The organism is Desulforhopalus sp. IMCC35007 (assembly GCF_005116575.1).
Taxonomy (GTDB): domain Bacteria; phylum Desulfobacterota; class Desulfobulbia; order Desulfobulbales; family Desulfocapsaceae; genus Desulforhopalus_A.
Window position 1 is genome coordinate 142,079 of record NZ_SWCN01000007.1, and the last position, 16,799, is coordinate 158,877.

Genomic DNA, 16,799 nt, shown 5'->3' on the forward strand with positions numbered 1-16,799 from the left:
GATAGGACTTGGAAATTCCTGAGCCAGACCTTACAGACCTTACAGCTTACCCACCTCAACCTATGAAACCTGCATAAACCATAGGTGATCAGGAGACCAACGCTCCAACCATGATACTGCCTGGCCGGCAACCTGACGTAAAGAATGTGACGCCAGGTCTGCCCCAGGGGAACATTGACAAGACCTTTTGCAGAGGTTGCCAGCCACCCAGAACTGCTCCTCCGATCCCTGCTGTTTTTATGGTAACTGCCCAGCCAGACGAAAAAGGGACCGAAGGGTATTGAGTTTTTTATTCCACATTTTATCCCGTAAAAAATGGAACCTTCTGCAGCAGCTGGTGCCAAGGGAGAATCAATGCAAATGGTTTTCCACTGCTTTCCTCCATGGCACTGCAATACAATTGAGGAATTCCAGCAAAGCGGGACCCAGAACAATAACCCTCTAATTCACGCAACCGTTCCCTTCCCTTTTGCTCCTTTTTTATTGTAAATAGTCCCAATTTCCCGTAATTCGCTGACCGTTTTCTCTGAATTTCTTGATGTAGGCCTCAATTCGCCGTTTAGCTTCTTCTAAATCAATATTGTTCAGATTGATATTCAACAAATCGATATACCATGGGATTTTTACTTCTTCGTCTATATATTTTTTTACCATTTCATAGATGATTGGAAGTGATGTGGTTTTTGAATTTTCATGAACGTCCCGGCTGTCCGCCTGGAGGAGTTTGTTATATTCCTCATCTAAAAGTCTGGCAAAAATAGCTTTTGAAAAGACATCCCCTTTTTTCAGTCCTGTCTTTTGATCATCTTCCGTCAGGGAGGCACCTTTGTGTACCCATTCCCAGAGGATACTGAGGCGGATCTCACCGGTTGCCATATCTTCCATGAGGTAAAGAATGTCATCGTTGCCAAAAGAATCTCCACCTTTTAAAGCAGCTGCCTGGAACCCCTGGGAAAAGGCATTCCCATATTGCAGAGCAACGCTCAGAAGATTTCTTGCTCCGCCAATGGTGCGGGGCGCATCTTCGAGTAAAAAAAGATTATCTGCATCTTCTTTTTCATAGCAAAGAGGTGGAAAGGATCTTCCCAATTGATTGATTTCACCAGCTTTTTCCCACACAGGCCGGATGATATGGACCATTTTCCAGTGGGCGACCCATTTGCCGCTGGCACCCGCTTTTTGTTCCCGCGCAGCGCCTGCAAGGGCATTTTTCATGCTGGCTTCCACACCTTTTGCAGAGCCAACGGGAATATTGGGTTCCATTCCGCCCTGAAATAACGCAAATCTTCCGTTCTCATCGGGACTGTTGACACAACGCCTAACCCTGTCTTCATAGTGGCGCATGTAGCCGTAGGTCATGGTGATTGCTTCAATGTTGGGGTTGATGAAATTCTTGTCCCAGGCCATGGCGTCGGCTACGCTGTTGATATAATCCCATCTGCCGGTGTTAAACCCGAGAAAATGACCGCCCAAAGCTGCACGTATTTCCATTATTTGAAAGGTAGCTTCAACCTGCTCAAGAAGGACGTAGGCAAGGATAGTGTTTTGGGGCAAGCCTAAGACGGTTTCAATGGTATCCAGTATTTTTTTCCAAAATGCCGCTTCTTCAGCTGTCTGGATTTTAGGCAGGTAAAGTACCAAAGAGAAACCAGCCTTACGCAGTGCCTCATGACAATTGCAGAGATACAGCGTTGTATCGACTATGGAGGCAGAAAGGCCATTGCCCTTACTGTCCCTGAAATGCCGATCATCAAGATGAAGCCCCCGCGGCCTGAATATTCTTGTGGTAAAAGTGAGCTGATCCCGCCAGTTATCAATGATTTTTCTACCGAGAAAAGATTCGGCCCAGGTATTCATATCCTTTGCTACCTTCTCGGCCACATCAAGAAATAGTGGGTCTTGCCGATAGGCGAGTTTGAGATTTCGAATATTGTCTAAAGACATGGTGTTAATCTGCCCCATGGCATCTTCACCGTCGAACATCCAGCCGTCTGCTCCGGAGAGAAGTGCGTAGGCCACGTTTCTGATGCTGCTTTCAATTGCTGCCCCCGGTTTTGCAGCGGGTCCGGTACCTTGAATCCATTGTCTCTTTAAATCTTCAGGAATGCTGGGGCCACTGAATTTTCCAGCCCTTGCATCTGCGACCGTTATATTGCTACCACCGATGATCTCGTCACTATTTAAAAAGGTGATCCGTTCCTGACGTTCAAATCTTTGCCGTCGTTTCCTGTCCCGCTTTTCCATGAGAACAAGACGTTCATCGTTGAGCTCTGCAATTTTTTCGAGTGCCGCGAGTGTTCCAGCTTCCAGAACGTCTGGATATTTATTTATAATATCAGATGGATATAAAAGTTTTTTTTGAGTTGTCTTTGACATTTGACCTCCGCAGAATGATTGGTTCTTAGTATTTAATGTGTCACATATGTAGCAGATCAAACGAAATGTCGCTAAAAAATTTATTTCGCTCGGTGTAGAAGATTTTCCAAGAGTGCCATGCATTATACGGCATGACACAGTTTATGAATGAAGAGAACCTTAGAATTATTATTGTGATACAGGTTAAAACCTGCAATAGAGAGCTTATCCGGGATGCTCTCTGCTGGAACGATCAAAGATAACCAACATTGTATTTTCCTGCGTGATTCTCATATTTTAAAAACAGCATAATCTTTGATTTTAATCAGCTCTTTGTCGTTCTGGTCATTTTTCGGCTGGAGTCTGAAAAACCTATCTGTTCCTGCAAGCCTGTACCTGCCAGGCATTGACGAGCAGCACTGTCAACGGTGGAACGACTAACCCGGTAACGGTGACCGCAATCATCAACAGCCCCAGCTCACTAAAATCATTCCTTTCGATGACAAATATTCTGTTATAATAGCTCGTCAGCAGATTCGAGGCCGACAGGGCTAGGTTGGTAAAAGCAGCCATGACCGCAAAATAGGTAGCTTTCTGGCTGGCCGGTGCTTCTTTTGCTATCCAGGCCAGCATGGGTACCATGGCCACCTGATTCAAAGGGGAATCAGCCATGGTATCTATGATGGCAATGGCATGGGCTCCAAATCCAAGATGAGCCTCTGTCCACAGATGCAGGCCATAGTACATGCCGATGAAGGGCAGCATCATAACAGTGCTATACAGTGAGAGAAAGATCACAAGATAGGGAATGGGTCTTTTGGTCATCCAGCTGCGCAGGGCAAACAAACCAACTATTGCAAGAATTGAGGAGATTTGCCGCAACGTGCCAAAGAAGGCCTCATCGAATTTGAGTACCTCTATCTGCCACCAGCTTGCACCGGCGCCAATTGAAGGCATAGCACGGAAAATAAAAACTATAACTGCAATCCCAACAATCTCTCTTCTTCTCAAAGGACTTAATTCTTTTAAGAGTGAATGCATCAAATATATGATGACACTGAGCGAGCCCAGAAAGATCACTTCCTTGTTTAATGAGAAATTGGACAGGCCCGAGATAATACTCAACAAGATGAAGACGACACTGCCTCCAAGGATCTGATAGTTCGGCTTCATCTCCGAAACAGGCAAAGAAGGAGAAACGTTGGTTTTTTCTACGGAAACACCCAACGACTCACGACGTTTACGGGACCGCACGTTCAACTGTCCCAGACTTACCCCAAGTACTGAGATAATCGGAATGACCAGAGCCACCTCATACATTGTCTGGTAAGAAAGGGTTCTGGCCAGCCAACCTCCAAGTCCTGCCACCGTTGCGCTTCCACCGATGATGGCGATTCTGCCCAGGGTCTGCATCGTGATATGCATGCTCTTGAGCTTTTTTTCCTCAATCGGGTCTCCTGATTCCTCAAGTGTCGGCACCGCTTCCACTGTCATCGCATCTGCCACCACATCCTGAATGACAAACCCCACAGGGGAGAGCAAGGTGGCTACGATATACCAGATCTCGGCTGTGAAAAACTGTTCCATCTGCTCTTTATAACCAGTTAATCCGACCATAATCAGCAGACTGATTGCCATGAGCAGGGCGCCAAAGTAGACAAACAATGCCTTTTGCCGCCAGAAAAGATCTACCAGATGTCCCAGGGGCATTTTCAGAGCCCAGGGCATTCCGGCCCAGAAACCAAGGCTTGCCAGAAATGTGGCTGAAAGTCCGAGCTTTTCTTTGACGTAAAAACTTTCAATAATGCCAGTGAAACCGGAGATCCCAGCGGCGAAGTAGACCATCAGGGGCGGCACATAACTCCAGCGCATTTCACGGATAATGCCGAAAAAATCCCTGACAAGCCAGCCCCATAAACGTTCAAAGACACCAACTGGAGAGGATTGTTCAACTTCGGTTGTCATAACAACTCTTTACTCTCGTCCAAATTATTATAATTACACTTAATTTATCAACAGTACACCGCTCGATTCATTTTGGCTAGTTCATGTCAGAACATGGTTGCCCATGGAATACAAGGGAAATCAGATGCACACAATGTCCGCTGATACCGGCACAATCTACAGGATGGCATCATGCTCATACCAGGTGTAGAGTTTTTAGCGGGTAGCCCACCTTTATTCAACTCTTTGATTGCCGTTTTGTGACCATATTGACTCCTGAGCTACTATTATGATCTAATAAAGATAATTAATACCTCTTTTATTATTGGGTATTACAAACGGCTCGTCAGCTTTCAGGTTCTTATTCTTTAAGCGCAGGCGGGAGACCACTCCTTGACGTATGAACATTTGACAGCTTTACCCAAAATACAACCATGCAAATAAGCAATACCACTGTCAGCAAAACTAATAAAAATCTACCCCATAGTATGGAGAGCAATGTCCAATCACCTCACCGAGGGCTCAGAGCAACCTGCCTGATGACTATTGGAAAGGCTAAAGCCTTACAACACATATGAGGTATTTCATGGCAGACCGAGATAACGCTCTTCACCTCTCTTTCGAGGACAGACGGGCCTACACTTTTGATAGAATAGTCTCAGGGCTGCATCAAATCAGGCTGACTTTCATTGTTTTCATTTTTCTATATGGCCTTTTTGCAATATTTGATTTCTTGCTTGTGGGGGAATATCTTTCCACCTTTCTTTTCATCAGGTTCGGTATTGTGATTCCACTCATGATCGTGTGTGTCGCATTGACCTTTCACCCCTCTTTTCATACATTCGCCCAGCCGTTCATGGTGCTCTGCTGGATCGTGGGAAGCACCGGTATTGCCTACATGCTGATTATTTATCCTGGAAACTTCAGCTATTACGGCGGAATTTTTATGGTTATCCAGGCAGGCTTCTTTCTTTTAAAGCTGGATACACCACATGCGGTTTTTGCAGGTTTACTCTCACTGTTGCTCTATGTGGCAGGATATGTATACCATAATGGCCAACTTAACCCTGAGACACTGATGACGATTGTCTTTTTCCTTGGAGCGAACCTCATCGGGGCCCTGGGAAACTACCAGATGGACAAGATAGGCCAGGCAAATTTCATGCAAAAACGTGAGATTCAACGGCAGAACGAACAATTGCAAGACCGTGTCAGGGAACAACGGACAGAACTTCTGCAGATAGAAAAAGCCATCGACTCTACGAGCGATGCCGTGGTTATCTTCAATCCCGAAGGGGTGGCCACCTACCGCAACGCCGCATACAGGTTATTGATGCGACCTTTTTCGTTCCCCGGGAATAAAATGCCACACTTTTTGGAAGATATCCTCGCCAAGGTTTTGACAGGAAGGCCATGGAAAGGTGAGCGTACTGTTTCCGATGAAATGGGCGTGACGAAGGTTTTGTTGATCCAGGCGGATGCCGTTCATAATGAGCAAGGCATCATAGCCGGCATCGTGACAAGCTGCCGCGATATCACCGAGCACAAGGAAAACGAAAAGGAGCTGTTAAAGAATGAAAAACTGGGTTCTCTGGGTATCCTTGCCGGTGGCATTGCTCACGATTTCAATAACATCCTGACTGGAATTATTGGAAACATCTCTTTTGCAAAGGTTTTCCTCGATACTACACACAAATCCTATAAGCTTTTAGCTGAAGCCGAAAAAGCATCTCAACGGGCCGGAGAACTGGCCCATCAACTTCTGACCTTTTCACGGGGCGGCGAGCCCGTAAAAAAGGTGGTATCGCCTCAGCACCTCATCAACGAAGCAATTTCTTTGGTGCTACGTGGCTCAAATGTTAAGGCTGTCGTTGATATACACAATTCAATACACGCCATTGAAGCGGACGAGGGGCAAATGAGTCAGGTATTTCACAATATCATCATCAACGCCACCCAGGCGATGCCGGGTGGTGGGACGCTCATGGTCACGGCACGAAACGAGATGATTGCAGAAAATAATACCCTGTCACTTCCACCCGGCAGATATATCCGAGTAGTCTTTGCTGATCAAGGGTGCGGGATTCCAGATGATCATCTGAAAAAGATCTTTGACCCGTACTTCACCACAAAATCTGCAGGGAACGGCCTCGGACTTGCTTCGGTCCACTCCATAATAAAACGCCATGGCGGGCATATTGGAGTGAGTTCCATGGTCGGAAAAGGCACAACATTTACAATTTTCCTGCCATCACTCGGTGAGAGATATGCAAAATTCCAAGCTGACATTGCCACTCAGGCAAAAGGCAGACATAAGGGCGGCTCTATTCTTGTTATGGATGACGAAGAAATGATCAGGGATATCGCCGCATCAATGCTTACCCATCTTGGTTATGAGGTTACGACCTGCGCCGCCGGTGATGAAGCCGTTGAGCTCTACAAAAAGTCTATGGAATCGGGTCACCCCTTCTTGACGGTTATTATGGATTTGACAATCCCTGGTGGACTTGGCGGTAAACAAGCCGCCAGCCAGATTCACACTCTTTTTCCTAACGCTCGCCTGATTGTATCAAGTGGCTACTCAAACGATCCTATTATGTCCAACTATCAGGAATACGGTTTCAGTGGTGCAATTGCCAAGCCCTATAACGTCGATGAAGTTGAGCAGGTGCTAAGTTCCTTATTTGAATAGGGAAAACACTTTAAAAGTCACCGAAAACAGTGTGTCTTTCGTTGCACATCAAAAACTCACCCTACGGGCCAATAGATGGTACTGATATCGGCCAAGATGAACAGACCAGATTACAAAAGGAAGGTCGGTGTCATATCCATCGTTTTGTTGTATAGTCTGTATTCACGCAACAGTATTATGACAATATGGATAGTATGTTAGGTAATCCTTTATGCAACAATACAACAGAGACCTGATCCTTCACCAGTGGCAAAATTTAATTAACAGACGGCCAGTAGATCCAGCCACTGTCCGTCCTGAGATATTAAAATCATGGCATCATTGTCTGGAGAATAACATCGATCCTCATGGTGATATGCAACGTTGCACTGATGTAGAGGCTTTGTTAGACCGATCAAAGGAACTTATTACTGCAGCGGAACCGTTCATGGCCATGATCAATGAAGTGATAGCCGGAAGCGGTCTGCGCATTGACTGCATTGATCATGACGGATATTTTCTTTGTTCCTGTGGAGACCCGACGCTGCTTCAGGAATCGGAATTCAACGGTTTCGTAACAGGATGTAACGTTAACCTCAACACCTTGGGAACCAATGCGGCAGGCCTCAGCTTATCACTGAAACACCCTGTTCAGGTATTGGGCCCTGAACACTACAATATCAGCCTTCACAATTTATATTGTTCAGCAACCCCTATCTTTGCACCCGGATCAGAACTTGTTGGTGTCCTCAATATATTAAGCTATGCGACTCCCCAAAACCGACAAACTCTCGGTTTGACCACCTCACTTGCAAAGGCTATTGAAAACCAGCTTGCCTTGACCAAAACCATAACATCGCTCAAGATATCAAATGTGGAACTCAAAACGATTATGGAATACCTGCCCCAAGGGGTCATAGCATTAAATGACTTGGGGGAGGTCGTGAGCTACAACCGCAAAACACTCGAAATATTCTCAATCACTGGAAAATCGAACATCAAACAACGTACGAAACAACTCAGGACAATTATAGATGATCTGCAACTCTCGCCGGCTATCGTCAAGGGGCGGGAAAAGGAGTATACAATCAGCATCGGTGGCAGAAAAAAATCATATATAATAAATGCCCACTCGATTGAAAATGGGGAGCGAACCCTGGTCATGGTTGAGGATAACAGTCGTATTCAAAGTTTATCCGCCGCGCAATCAAACAGAACAAGCTACACCTTCAACGATATAAATGGTAGATGTCCGGGAATTATCAAGGCAAGGGAACTTGCGACCATGGTTGCCGCAACGGACTCAAGTGTCCTCCTGGTCGGGGAATCAGGGACTGGAAAGGAGCTGTTTGCACAGGCTATCCATGCAGCAAGCGGTCGCTCCAGAAAGCCCTTTGTTGCAATCAACTGCGGGGCAATTCCTGCGGATATCATTGAAAGTGAACTTTTCGGATATGAGCCCGGAGCATTCACCGGAGCTCGGGAGGCGGGCAAACCTGGAAGGCTGGAGACCGCTTCCGGCGGGACTCTATTTCTGGACGAGGTTGAGGCTATGCCTCTGAGTTTTCAGATAAAGCTCCTGCGGGCATTTTCTTCCAAAAGCATGGTTCGTGTGGGTGGCATTGCAGAAATCCCACTCAACCTCAGAATAATTTCCGCATCAAAAGCAAACCTGCTTGAAGAAGTAAGCCAGGGACGCTTCAGAGAAGACCTCTATTACAGAATTGCTACCTTTCCAATCCAAATTCCACCCCTTAATAAACGGGGTGATGATATTCGTCTTTTGGCAAAACAATTTCTCGAACAACTTTCATCCGAGTACGCAAGGCCACTTATTTCGGCAGATGAAAGCTTTTATAATGCCCTCAGTGCGTATACCTGGCGAGGAAATATTCGTGAACTCCGTAACACTATTGAGCGAGCTGTAGTTATCGGTCTCGACGAAGATATTCTGACACCGCTCCAGCTTCCAGAACCGGTACAAATCTCATGGATGGCAAACAAATTCAAACAAAAGGCTGAAGTATCTACTGCCAAAAATCTCCATCCTGAGAGATCAATGTTAAAAATAGCCGAAGACGCTGTTATCACAATGGTTCTTGAAGAAGAAAGTGGTAATATATCCCGCTCTGCAAGAAAATTGGGTATTGCACGATCAACATTGTATCAAAAAATAGAAGCCAGTCCCCAGCTCTCAGCTGTCGTAAATTCGGACAGTCCAATCAACTGACCGATTTTCCTACACCTCGCAGTGCAACGATGCAAATACCTCATATTTCGCTAAATGTACTTGCATACCACCTGTCCTGAACTCCCTGCAGTTGTACGATATTCAGACACCTTAGCTACTCACACACCTCTTCTCAAAATGATATTCACACAATAACAGCATGTTACCGCCATGGCACAGCGCGTGCATCTTCTGCGAAAGAGGCAACAGGATTTGTTATCTAATTCAACGAGGAGGTTTACATGAGAGAATATCTACAATTTATCAATGGCTCACTGGTTAAATCACATTCCAGTGAGATGATTGAAGTAGAAAATCCGTACACCGGAGTGACCATGGCGCTCGCCCCCCAGGGAGATGAGAACGATGCTCAGAAAGCACTTGAAGCGGCCCAGAATGCCCAGAGCGCATGGGCTGCTCAACCGGCTGCGGTTCGCGCCACCTACTTGCAGAAAATGGCAAAAGCCATCAGGGAAAACAGGATAGAACTCGCTGAAATATTGGCCAGTGAGCAGGCAAAGGTACTTCCGCTCGCTCAGGTTGAGGTCGATTTTACTGCAGACTATTTCGATTATTACGCAGGATGGGCCAGAATTTATGAGGGTGAAATAATCCAGAGTGATCGGCCCAAAGAAAATATCCTGCTTTTCAGGCAACCAATCGGTGTAATTGTCGGTATCTGTCCCTGGAACTTTCCATTGTTTGTTATGGCCCGTAAAGTAGCTCCTGCCCTTTTGACCGGTAATACAGTCGTCATCAAACCAAGCAGCGAAACACCAGCGACTACCATGGAGTTTGCAAAACTCGTTGCAGGGCTCGATCTCCCAGCGGGTGTACTGAATATCATTTCCGGCCGTGGCGCAACACTTGGAGAAACTCTCGTCCGCAGCCCTATAACCGGAATGGTTACCCTCACCGGAAGTGTTGAAGCGGGAAGCAGGATCATTGCCGCAACAGCCGAAAACATTACCAAATGCTCGCTGGAACTTGGCGGGAAGGCTCCGGCAATTGTCTGTGCGGACGCAGACCTTGATCTGGCGGTTAAAGCAGTGGTCGCATCCAGGGTTATTTTCAGCGGCCAGGTATGTAACTGTGCTGAGCGTGTTTATGTACAGAAGGAGGTGGCCGAGGAATTCACAGCGAAGTTAGTCAAAGCGATGAAGGCAGTAACGTATAACGATCCATTTTTCACTCCGGTGCCAGACATGAGCTCTCAGGTGAGTCTTGACCAGTTGAACAAGATTGAGGCTATGGTTGAGCGAGCCAGACAGGAAGGTGCCGAGGTTCTCTGTGGAGGCAAAAAAGCCGACATGGATAGCGGTTATTTCTTTGAGCCAACGGTTCTCGGCAAATGCAGCCAGAATTATGAGGTGGTTAAAAAAGAAGTCTTTGGCCCAGTTCTCCCTGTACTGACCTACAGTGACCTTGATGAGGCTATTGACCTTGCAAATGATTGTGAATATGGCTTGACCTCATCAATATATACTGCGAATATCGGCAAGGCTTTTGAGGCCATCAACCGCCTCAAGTTTGGTGAAACATATGTGAACAGGGAAAATTTTGAAGCTATGCAAGGTTTTCACGCTGGTTGGCGTAAGTCGGGTATAGGAGGGGCAGACGGCAAGCACGGCCTCTATGAGTATTTACAAACCCACGTTGCCTATATCCAATACTAATTCCTAATCCATAAGAGGTGTGCACATGAATATCAGAAATCTCGTCAGTATTATGGCTGTTGTGCTTTTGTTTGGGATAGCAGGTGGAAAAAACGCATATGCCACAGAGGCAAAAATGACCTTGGATATGGCCCTGCCAATGATCAAAGCAGCAGAAGCAAAAGCCAAAGAGATCGGGGTACCGATGGTTGTTACAGTTTTGGACGGCGGCGGCAATATGGTTGCCCAACACCGAATGGACGATGCACTCCTTGTCAGTGTTGAGGTCAGTCTGAACAAAGCGTATTCCGCCGTGGCTGTCAAATTACCAACGGACACATTAGGAGAATTGTCCCAGCCGGGAGCAATGCTCTACGGCCTGCAAAACGCCAGCCGTATGATCATCTTTGGTGGTGGAGTCCCCGTTAAGGTAGACGGAAAGATAATAGGTGGCCTCGGGGTAAGCGGTGGCTCGGTTGAAGAAGATATGCAATGCATGAACGCTGGCTTAGCCGCATTTGCAGGCAAATAACAGAGGATTGTAACGATCTATACCTTCTCCCCTCCTCTCTCATGCGGGGAGGAGGTTAATTCTTCGACTCCATTCTCTTTTCTAACCTGACCTATCCTGTCTGTCACTCAGCCACTCAGCAACCACCGGCCTAAAGTCGGGGAAGATCAATCTCGCAAACTACAAGTCCTGCAATACGGGCAAATCCCAACTATTCGATGTCAAATTTACCGTTGTGGTCTTTTGCAAAGCGATAAAGGGAAGGATTCATTGGTCATCTCTCTTGAAAGTGCACCTGAAGCAATAGAAGTGTGGCTGGTGCTGAAAAATGAGCTATACTGCTGAATAAGCGAGAGATAAAAGGTTACATATGCTATCATATATAGAAGCTCATTGATACTAACCGTCCATTTTCTTGGATTTTGAGGCCATGAAACCGAAGTCATCTCCTCAGCAGAATCCCCAAGCAGATCAATTCAGGGACGAGCTTCAAAACATGATCACCCCCTTGCGCTCTCTAGTCCAATTATCAGAAGTTGTGAACAGGGGCCAACTCACCCAAATATTTGCTCAGTCATTCAATTCAGAAAAAAGCCGGCCGGCCATCAGTACACGACTGATGATTGCACTCCATTATTTCAAGTACACATTTGACCTCAGTGAGGACGATGTTCTTCATGGCTGGCTTGAAAATCCCTATGGGCAGTACTTTAGTGGCATGAAGTACCTTGGCTATAAACTCTCCATCCATCCGACTAGTGTGGCCAAATGGAGGAATAGGATCGGTACGGCTGGAGTTAAGTCAGCTGGCAGAAAAGCTGAGTGCAATGGTTGGTCGTTTTACAGTTTGAAAACGAGGCGGCAGGAGATATAACCATGACAGGACACACGTACCCCATAGCTATAAGAAAGCTTATCTGTTGGCTTCTGTTTGTCTTCATAACGCTGACAGTTAAAGTGACCAGGGCAGATGGTTACGCTGAAGTAATGCAACGGGGGACGCTTCGTCATCTCGGGGTACCGTATGCCAAATTTGTTACTGGCAGTGGTGACGGGCTCGATGTTGAGCTCGCACAATTATTCGCAGCCCATTTGGGGGTTGCCTATCAATATGTGGAAACGAGCTGGGAAAATGCCATTTCTGACCTGACCGGCAATAAAATCACCACATCTGAACAGGATATAACTGTTGGCACCAATGTAGCAATACATGGAGACCTGCTAGCCAACGGCTTGACCATCCTGCCCTGGCGGCAGAAAGTCATTGATTATTCCATACCAACATTTCCTTCCGGCGTATGGCTGATGGTACGGGCTGATTATCCCGCTGACCCTATAGTACCTTCTGGTGATCTTCAAACCGATATTGAAGCAACTGTCGCTTTAGCCCAGGGACATGACATCATGGCGATTGCCGGAGGTTGCCTTGATCCCGCGTTGAGCCGGCTTAAAGGTTCCGACATTCATGTGAAATTAATGCCTAGTGGAATGAATCTCAATGAGTTGATTCCGGTCCTTGTCAACAATGAAGCTGACGGCACGGTGATAGATGTCCCCGATGCCCTGGTCGGTATCCAAAAATGGCCGGGGAAGATCAAGGTCCTGGGACCTCTCACGCCGCCGCAGCAAATGGGTTTTGGCTTTGCTAAAACGTCGACGAGGCTTCGGGACGAGTTTAACATATTTTTCAAAAAATGTGTGAGATCGGGACAGTATCAGAAGTTGGTGCAAAAATATTACCCTTCTATTTTTACCTATTATCCGGCATTTTTCACGGAACAACAACGTCTGCTCATGGAACAATAAAGGGTGGTTACTTCAATGAAATCTGTTTCAAGCAGACGCGCAAATATCGCAATTGCTCTGGTTGTTATATTCATCATCGGCTATGTGAGTCTTCTGCTGGTAAGCAACTACATCTCACACGTCAGGCTGGTGGACGCCTCCCAGAAACAGTTTATCTATGTTGTTGAGAAACAGGCTCTAGCGGTCCAATATTTCCTCAACGAGCGCGAAAAAGATTTGACCGAAATCTCGAGTTGCAGAGAGCTTTCCACTTATTTTGAGAACAAGGCCCTCGGCATGTCGCTGGAGTATGGTTTAACGACGAGCCTCCTGAATATACAGAAACATTTCAACACCATATTGCAGTCCAGACACTTTGATACTCAGCGGATATACGACTGGATTGCCTTAATCGGGCCTGATGGTAAAACAAGCATCATAACCTCTCCTGAAAAGAATAAAACGGCGTCGGTTCGCTTGCTCAATTCTCTTGCCAGTTCCTTAGAAGAGCATAAAAGAATTATTTTTGTAAAAAAAGGTACAACAACACATGCTCTTTTTTGGAAGCCCTATTTTTTTAAAGAGCAGGTGAAGGGCTATATTGTGGCCGACATGCCGTTAACTTCTATACTGGACTACCTGATTGATGCAGAGGCGATCCGAGCGGCATCGCAGTCCTATATCTTTTGTTCTGACTGTGCAACGCTCTACCCTGAGGATACGCTTGTCTCTTATGCACGGCTCGATAAAGCCGTCAACGCCGAGAAAAAGAACAGCGGTATACTCCATCTCTCCAATTCGACACGTGGTGGTGAGAATTTATCGGTAGTGTATGCGACCATTGGCGATACCAACTTGAAATTACTCAATGTCTTCCCGGAAGAGGAGTTGTCTGCAGGCGTAAAACCACGGAATACTTTACTAATTATGCTTCTTCTGTCTCTTCTCATTTTCGTAGGCGTTGGCCTTACGTTCAGGAAAAATATTCAAAAGCAATTACTTGCCCGGCAAGTTGAAGAATCCCTGCGGAATGCTGAGGAACTCAATGACCGGAATAAGAAATTATCCGCTGAGATTTTTGAGCGAACCAAGGTTGAAAAGGCACTTGAAAACGCGAACAAGGAGATAGCGGAGGCCAGTGCCGTATTGAATTGTATGCTCAAATCGGCAACGGAGTTTGCCATTGCAGCAATTGACACAGACTATCGTATTATTCATTTTAACCCGGCCGCAGAACGAATCTTAGGTGTTAAGGCCGAAGAAGTGATGGGAAAAAGAGTTATCGATATCCACTCCCTAAAAGATGTTGAGCATGATCGCTTTCGGCGTGGTCTTGATATTGCTCAAAAGGACGGTAAATATGAATACGATATCCTCCGTGAGAACCCGAATGGTGAAGAGCAGAGAATGCACGCAGTTGTTATGCCGATGTATGATGATTTATCCAACATTGTCGGCTTCAACTTCTTTGCACTCGACACCACCCAAAAATATATGGCGGATGAAAAACTGCGCATAAGTGAAGAACGCTACCGTACTCTTCTGGAAAACATACCTGACATCGTTTTCTCCGTTGATCAGCAGTTTGTCGTTCGCGATATCAATATGCCGCCTCATTTGTCCTATGGCCTGGAAGCAAAAGATATTATCGGCAAGCCTCTCAAAAAATATGTGCATAAAAATGATCACAAACACCTCTTTGAGTTGACGCAATCCGACATTAACAGTCGGCGAACCGATAGACGTGGATTACGGTTTCGAATTGTTCCCGAACAGGGGGGGTGTTCACTGGGTAGAATTGAATATTCATTACGACTATGACAGCGAGGGAAACTTTCTTACCATCAATGGTGTGCTACGGGATATTACCGAACAGAAAGAACTCGAAGCGCAACTCATCCGTACGGAACGGCTCGCTGCAGTCGGACAGTTAGCAGCATCCATCGCCCATGAAATAAATTCTCCACTGGCGGGTATATCGGCCCTGCTTGGTCTCGTTCAGAAAAAAATATATGAAGATAAAGAGACACTCGAAAATGTGGAACTGATCCACAAGGCTTTTCAATCGATCACCCTGACGGTACAGAATCTTCTAAATCTCTGCCGACCAGGTTTGGACACCTCGCAAAAAATTAACATAAACCTCATCATCAAAAATACAGTTGCTCTATCGCGAGCGCACCTGAAAAACAAAGGTATTGGAACTCAGATAGACCTTTCGCCTGAGGTTCTCGCTTTTGAGTGTTTCCCACAGGAAATCAGCCAGGTCTTGCTGAATTTTATAAATAATTCGGTGGAAGCGATGGAAAACTGTTTAGAAACCACAAACAAAAAAATCATTATTCGCACAAAATCATCAGCGGAAAAGATTATCGTCGAATATCGTGATACAGGCCCGGGCATTGCGGAACATGATATAGATAAGATTTTTGATCCGTTTTTCACCAAGAAAAAAAACATCGGTATGGGGGTTGGTTTGTCTATTTGTCATGACATTGTTGTTCGCAATAATGGCACAATTCGGGCTGTGGCTTCAACTGCCGGAGCACACTTTATTGTTGAATTTTCTCATCCTTCCCCAGAGAAGAAATAACCTTATGACAACACATAGAAATGAGAGGCAACTAAGATGAGAAAGACTCCATACAATATTCTTCTGGTGGACGATGACCCTTTTATTCTCGTCGGAATCCGTAAAGAACTTGAGTCAGAGGGATATGCTGTTTCTACAGCCGACTCCGGTGAGTCAGCCGTAGACTTTTTACAGAAGAACAACGGGGCGATTGATCTGGTTATTACCGATTTAATTATGGGTAATGTTGATGGTATTGGGGTTCTTGAAACATCAAAACAGCTGCATCCCGAGTGCATGGTGATGATTTTGACCGGTTATGGAGAACTCAGTTCGGCAATCGCCGCCATCAGGCTTGGAGCGGACGACTATATGCTCAAGCCGGGCAGTCCTGAGGAACGTTGCTTTCGCATCAAGGAACTTATCAACAAATTCGAGTTGAAGAAAAAGCTCAAAATCTATGAAAATATTTTACCGATCTGTTGTGCCTGTAAACGAATTCGTGACGACGCAGGGACTGAGAGAGGCGAAGGTCACTGGATCTCTGTGGAACAGTTTTTTAATGAAAAAAGTAAAATTCAGGTAACATCAACCTATTGTCCGGTTTGTTTTGAAAAAGAGATGGAAAAATTCAACAAGGGGTAGACCGTCAGCTTGCATTTGTGAGAATCCCCCTGTGCATGTGCATATAAGGTATAAAATTGATCCTCTACAATGGTTTCATATTTTTGAAACCGGCTTTCCGGCCTAAGACAATCGTCTATCTTTTGGCAAGTATTCTTTTATGAGTAATCGTAACGACTCACCTCTATCCTTCTTTGGTGCTGAATCTTTTCCTGTAAGAGCAACCTGAAGAACAGCGAGGGATTCTCCTGATTCCAAGAAATGGGTGATAAGGCCCAGATAGCCATAGATGAAGATTACATCTTCAAAGGTAAACAGGTGGAAAAGAGCCATCCTATCGGCGGTGAAATGGAGAAGTCGCATGTCTTTACGACTATCTTAAAGCCCTGGAAACCCTTGAAAAAATATCTGTTAAAATATGTCTAATCGGTTTGACTTTTAAAATTTCCTAT

The 16,799-nt window shown here is 45.7% G+C and carries 10 protein-coding genes and 1 pseudogene; 8 read left to right on the plus strand and 3 right to left on the minus strand.

The features are described 5' to 3' along the window. Positions 1–480: 480 nt before the first annotated feature. Entirely contained in the window at positions 481–2,376 is a 1,896-nt protein-coding gene (locus tag FCL48_RS09480) for a malate synthase (RefSeq protein WP_136872030.1), read from the minus strand. A gap of 351 nt (positions 2,377–2,727) precedes the next feature. Beyond that, complete coding sequence (locus FCL48_RS09485; RefSeq protein ID WP_136872031.1) at positions 2,728–4,320, minus strand: hypothetical protein; 1,593 nt, start codon at positions 4,318–4,320, stop codon at positions 2,728–2,730. A gap of 565 nt (positions 4,321–4,885) precedes the next feature. Between FCL48_RS09485 and FCL48_RS09490 the strand changes: the two genes are divergently transcribed. The 8 genes and pseudogenes from FCL48_RS09490 to FCL48_RS09530 all read left to right on the plus strand — a co-directional run bounded on the left by FCL48_RS09490 (position 4,886) and on the right by FCL48_RS09530 (position 16,368). Continuing rightward, positions 4,886–6,991: an ATP-binding protein gene (locus tag FCL48_RS09490; RefSeq protein ID WP_169309159.1), complete on the plus strand. Its 2,106-nt coding sequence runs from the start codon at positions 4,886–4,888 to the stop codon at positions 6,989–6,991. Positions 6,992–7,202: 211 nt separating this feature from the next. Continuing rightward, positions 7,203–9,200 (plus strand): sigma-54-dependent Fis family transcriptional regulator, encoded by a 1,998-nt coding sequence (locus tag FCL48_RS09495; RefSeq protein ID WP_136872033.1) that lies wholly within the window; start codon positions 7,203–7,205, stop codon positions 9,198–9,200. A gap of 242 nt (positions 9,201–9,442) precedes the next feature. Continuing rightward, a complete protein-coding gene (gene aldA, locus FCL48_RS09500; RefSeq protein ID WP_136872034.1) occupies positions 9,443–10,876 on the plus strand; it encodes an aldehyde dehydrogenase in 1,434 nt (477 codons plus the stop codon). Positions 10,877–10,901: 25 nt separating this feature from the next. Beyond that, positions 10,902–11,387: a heme-binding protein gene (locus tag FCL48_RS09505; protein WP_240744803.1), complete on the plus strand. Its 486-nt coding sequence runs from the start codon at positions 10,902–10,904 to the stop codon at positions 11,385–11,387. Positions 11,388–11,796: 409 nt separating this feature from the next. Further along, positions 11,797–12,240, plus strand: coding sequence for a transposase (locus FCL48_RS09510; protein ID WP_136872035.1), 444 nt, complete (start codon positions 11,797–11,799; stop codon positions 12,238–12,240). 2 nt (positions 12,241–12,242) lie between these two features. Then, entirely contained in the window at positions 12,243–13,172 is a 930-nt protein-coding gene (locus FCL48_RS09515) for a transporter substrate-binding domain-containing protein (protein WP_136872036.1), read from the plus strand. A gap of 1,162 nt (positions 13,173–14,334) precedes the next feature. After that, a pseudogene (locus FCL48_RS25875) lies at positions 14,335–15,741 on the plus strand (PAS domain-containing protein); the annotation flags it as partial. A gap of 39 nt (positions 15,742–15,780) precedes the next feature. Then, positions 15,781–16,368 carry a response regulator gene (locus FCL48_RS09530; protein WP_136872039.1) on the plus strand — a complete coding sequence of 196 codons (588 nt, stop codon included), beginning with the start codon at positions 15,781–15,783 and terminating at the stop codon, positions 16,366–16,368. Between the two features lie 102 nt (positions 16,369–16,470). Here the strand turns inward: FCL48_RS09530 and FCL48_RS09535 are convergent, their stop codons facing one another. Then, the gene (locus FCL48_RS09535; protein ID WP_136872040.1) at positions 16,471–16,710 is read right to left on the minus strand and encodes a hypothetical protein; all 240 of its coding nucleotides are present in this window, start codon (positions 16,708–16,710) and stop codon (positions 16,471–16,473) included. Positions 16,711–16,799: the final 89 nt, after the last annotated feature.

Excerpts from the sequence above, each read along its gene's own strand:
- FCL48_RS09480 (WP_136872030.1), bottom strand. The coding sequence starts at position 2,376 with ATGTCAAAGACAACTCAAAAAAAACTTTTATATCCATCTGATATTATA.
- FCL48_RS09485 (WP_136872031.1), bottom strand. The coding sequence starts at position 4,320 with ATGACAACCGAAGTTGAACAATCCTCTCCAGTTGGTGTCTTTGAACGT.
- FCL48_RS09490 (WP_169309159.1), top strand. The coding sequence starts at position 4,886 with ATGGCAGACCGAGATAACGCTCTTCACCTCTCTTTCGAGGACAGACGG.
- FCL48_RS09495 (WP_136872033.1), top strand. The coding sequence starts at position 7,203 with ATGCAACAATACAACAGAGACCTGATCCTTCACCAGTGGCAAAATTTA.
- aldA (WP_136872034.1), top strand. The coding sequence starts at position 9,443 with ATGAGAGAATATCTACAATTTATCAATGGCTCACTGGTTAAATCACAT.
- FCL48_RS09505 (WP_240744803.1), top strand. The coding sequence starts at position 10,902 with ATGAATATCAGAAATCTCGTCAGTATTATGGCTGTTGTGCTTTTGTTT.
- FCL48_RS09510 (WP_136872035.1), top strand. The coding sequence starts at position 11,797 with ATGAAACCGAAGTCATCTCCTCAGCAGAATCCCCAAGCAGATCAATTC.
- FCL48_RS09515 (WP_136872036.1), top strand. The coding sequence starts at position 12,243 with ATGACAGGACACACGTACCCCATAGCTATAAGAAAGCTTATCTGTTGG.
- FCL48_RS09530 (WP_136872039.1), top strand. The coding sequence starts at position 15,781 with ATGAGAAAGACTCCATACAATATTCTTCTGGTGGACGATGACCCTTTT.
- FCL48_RS09535 (WP_136872040.1), bottom strand. The coding sequence starts at position 16,710 with ATGCGACTTCTCCATTTCACCGCCGATAGGATGGCTCTTTTCCACCTG.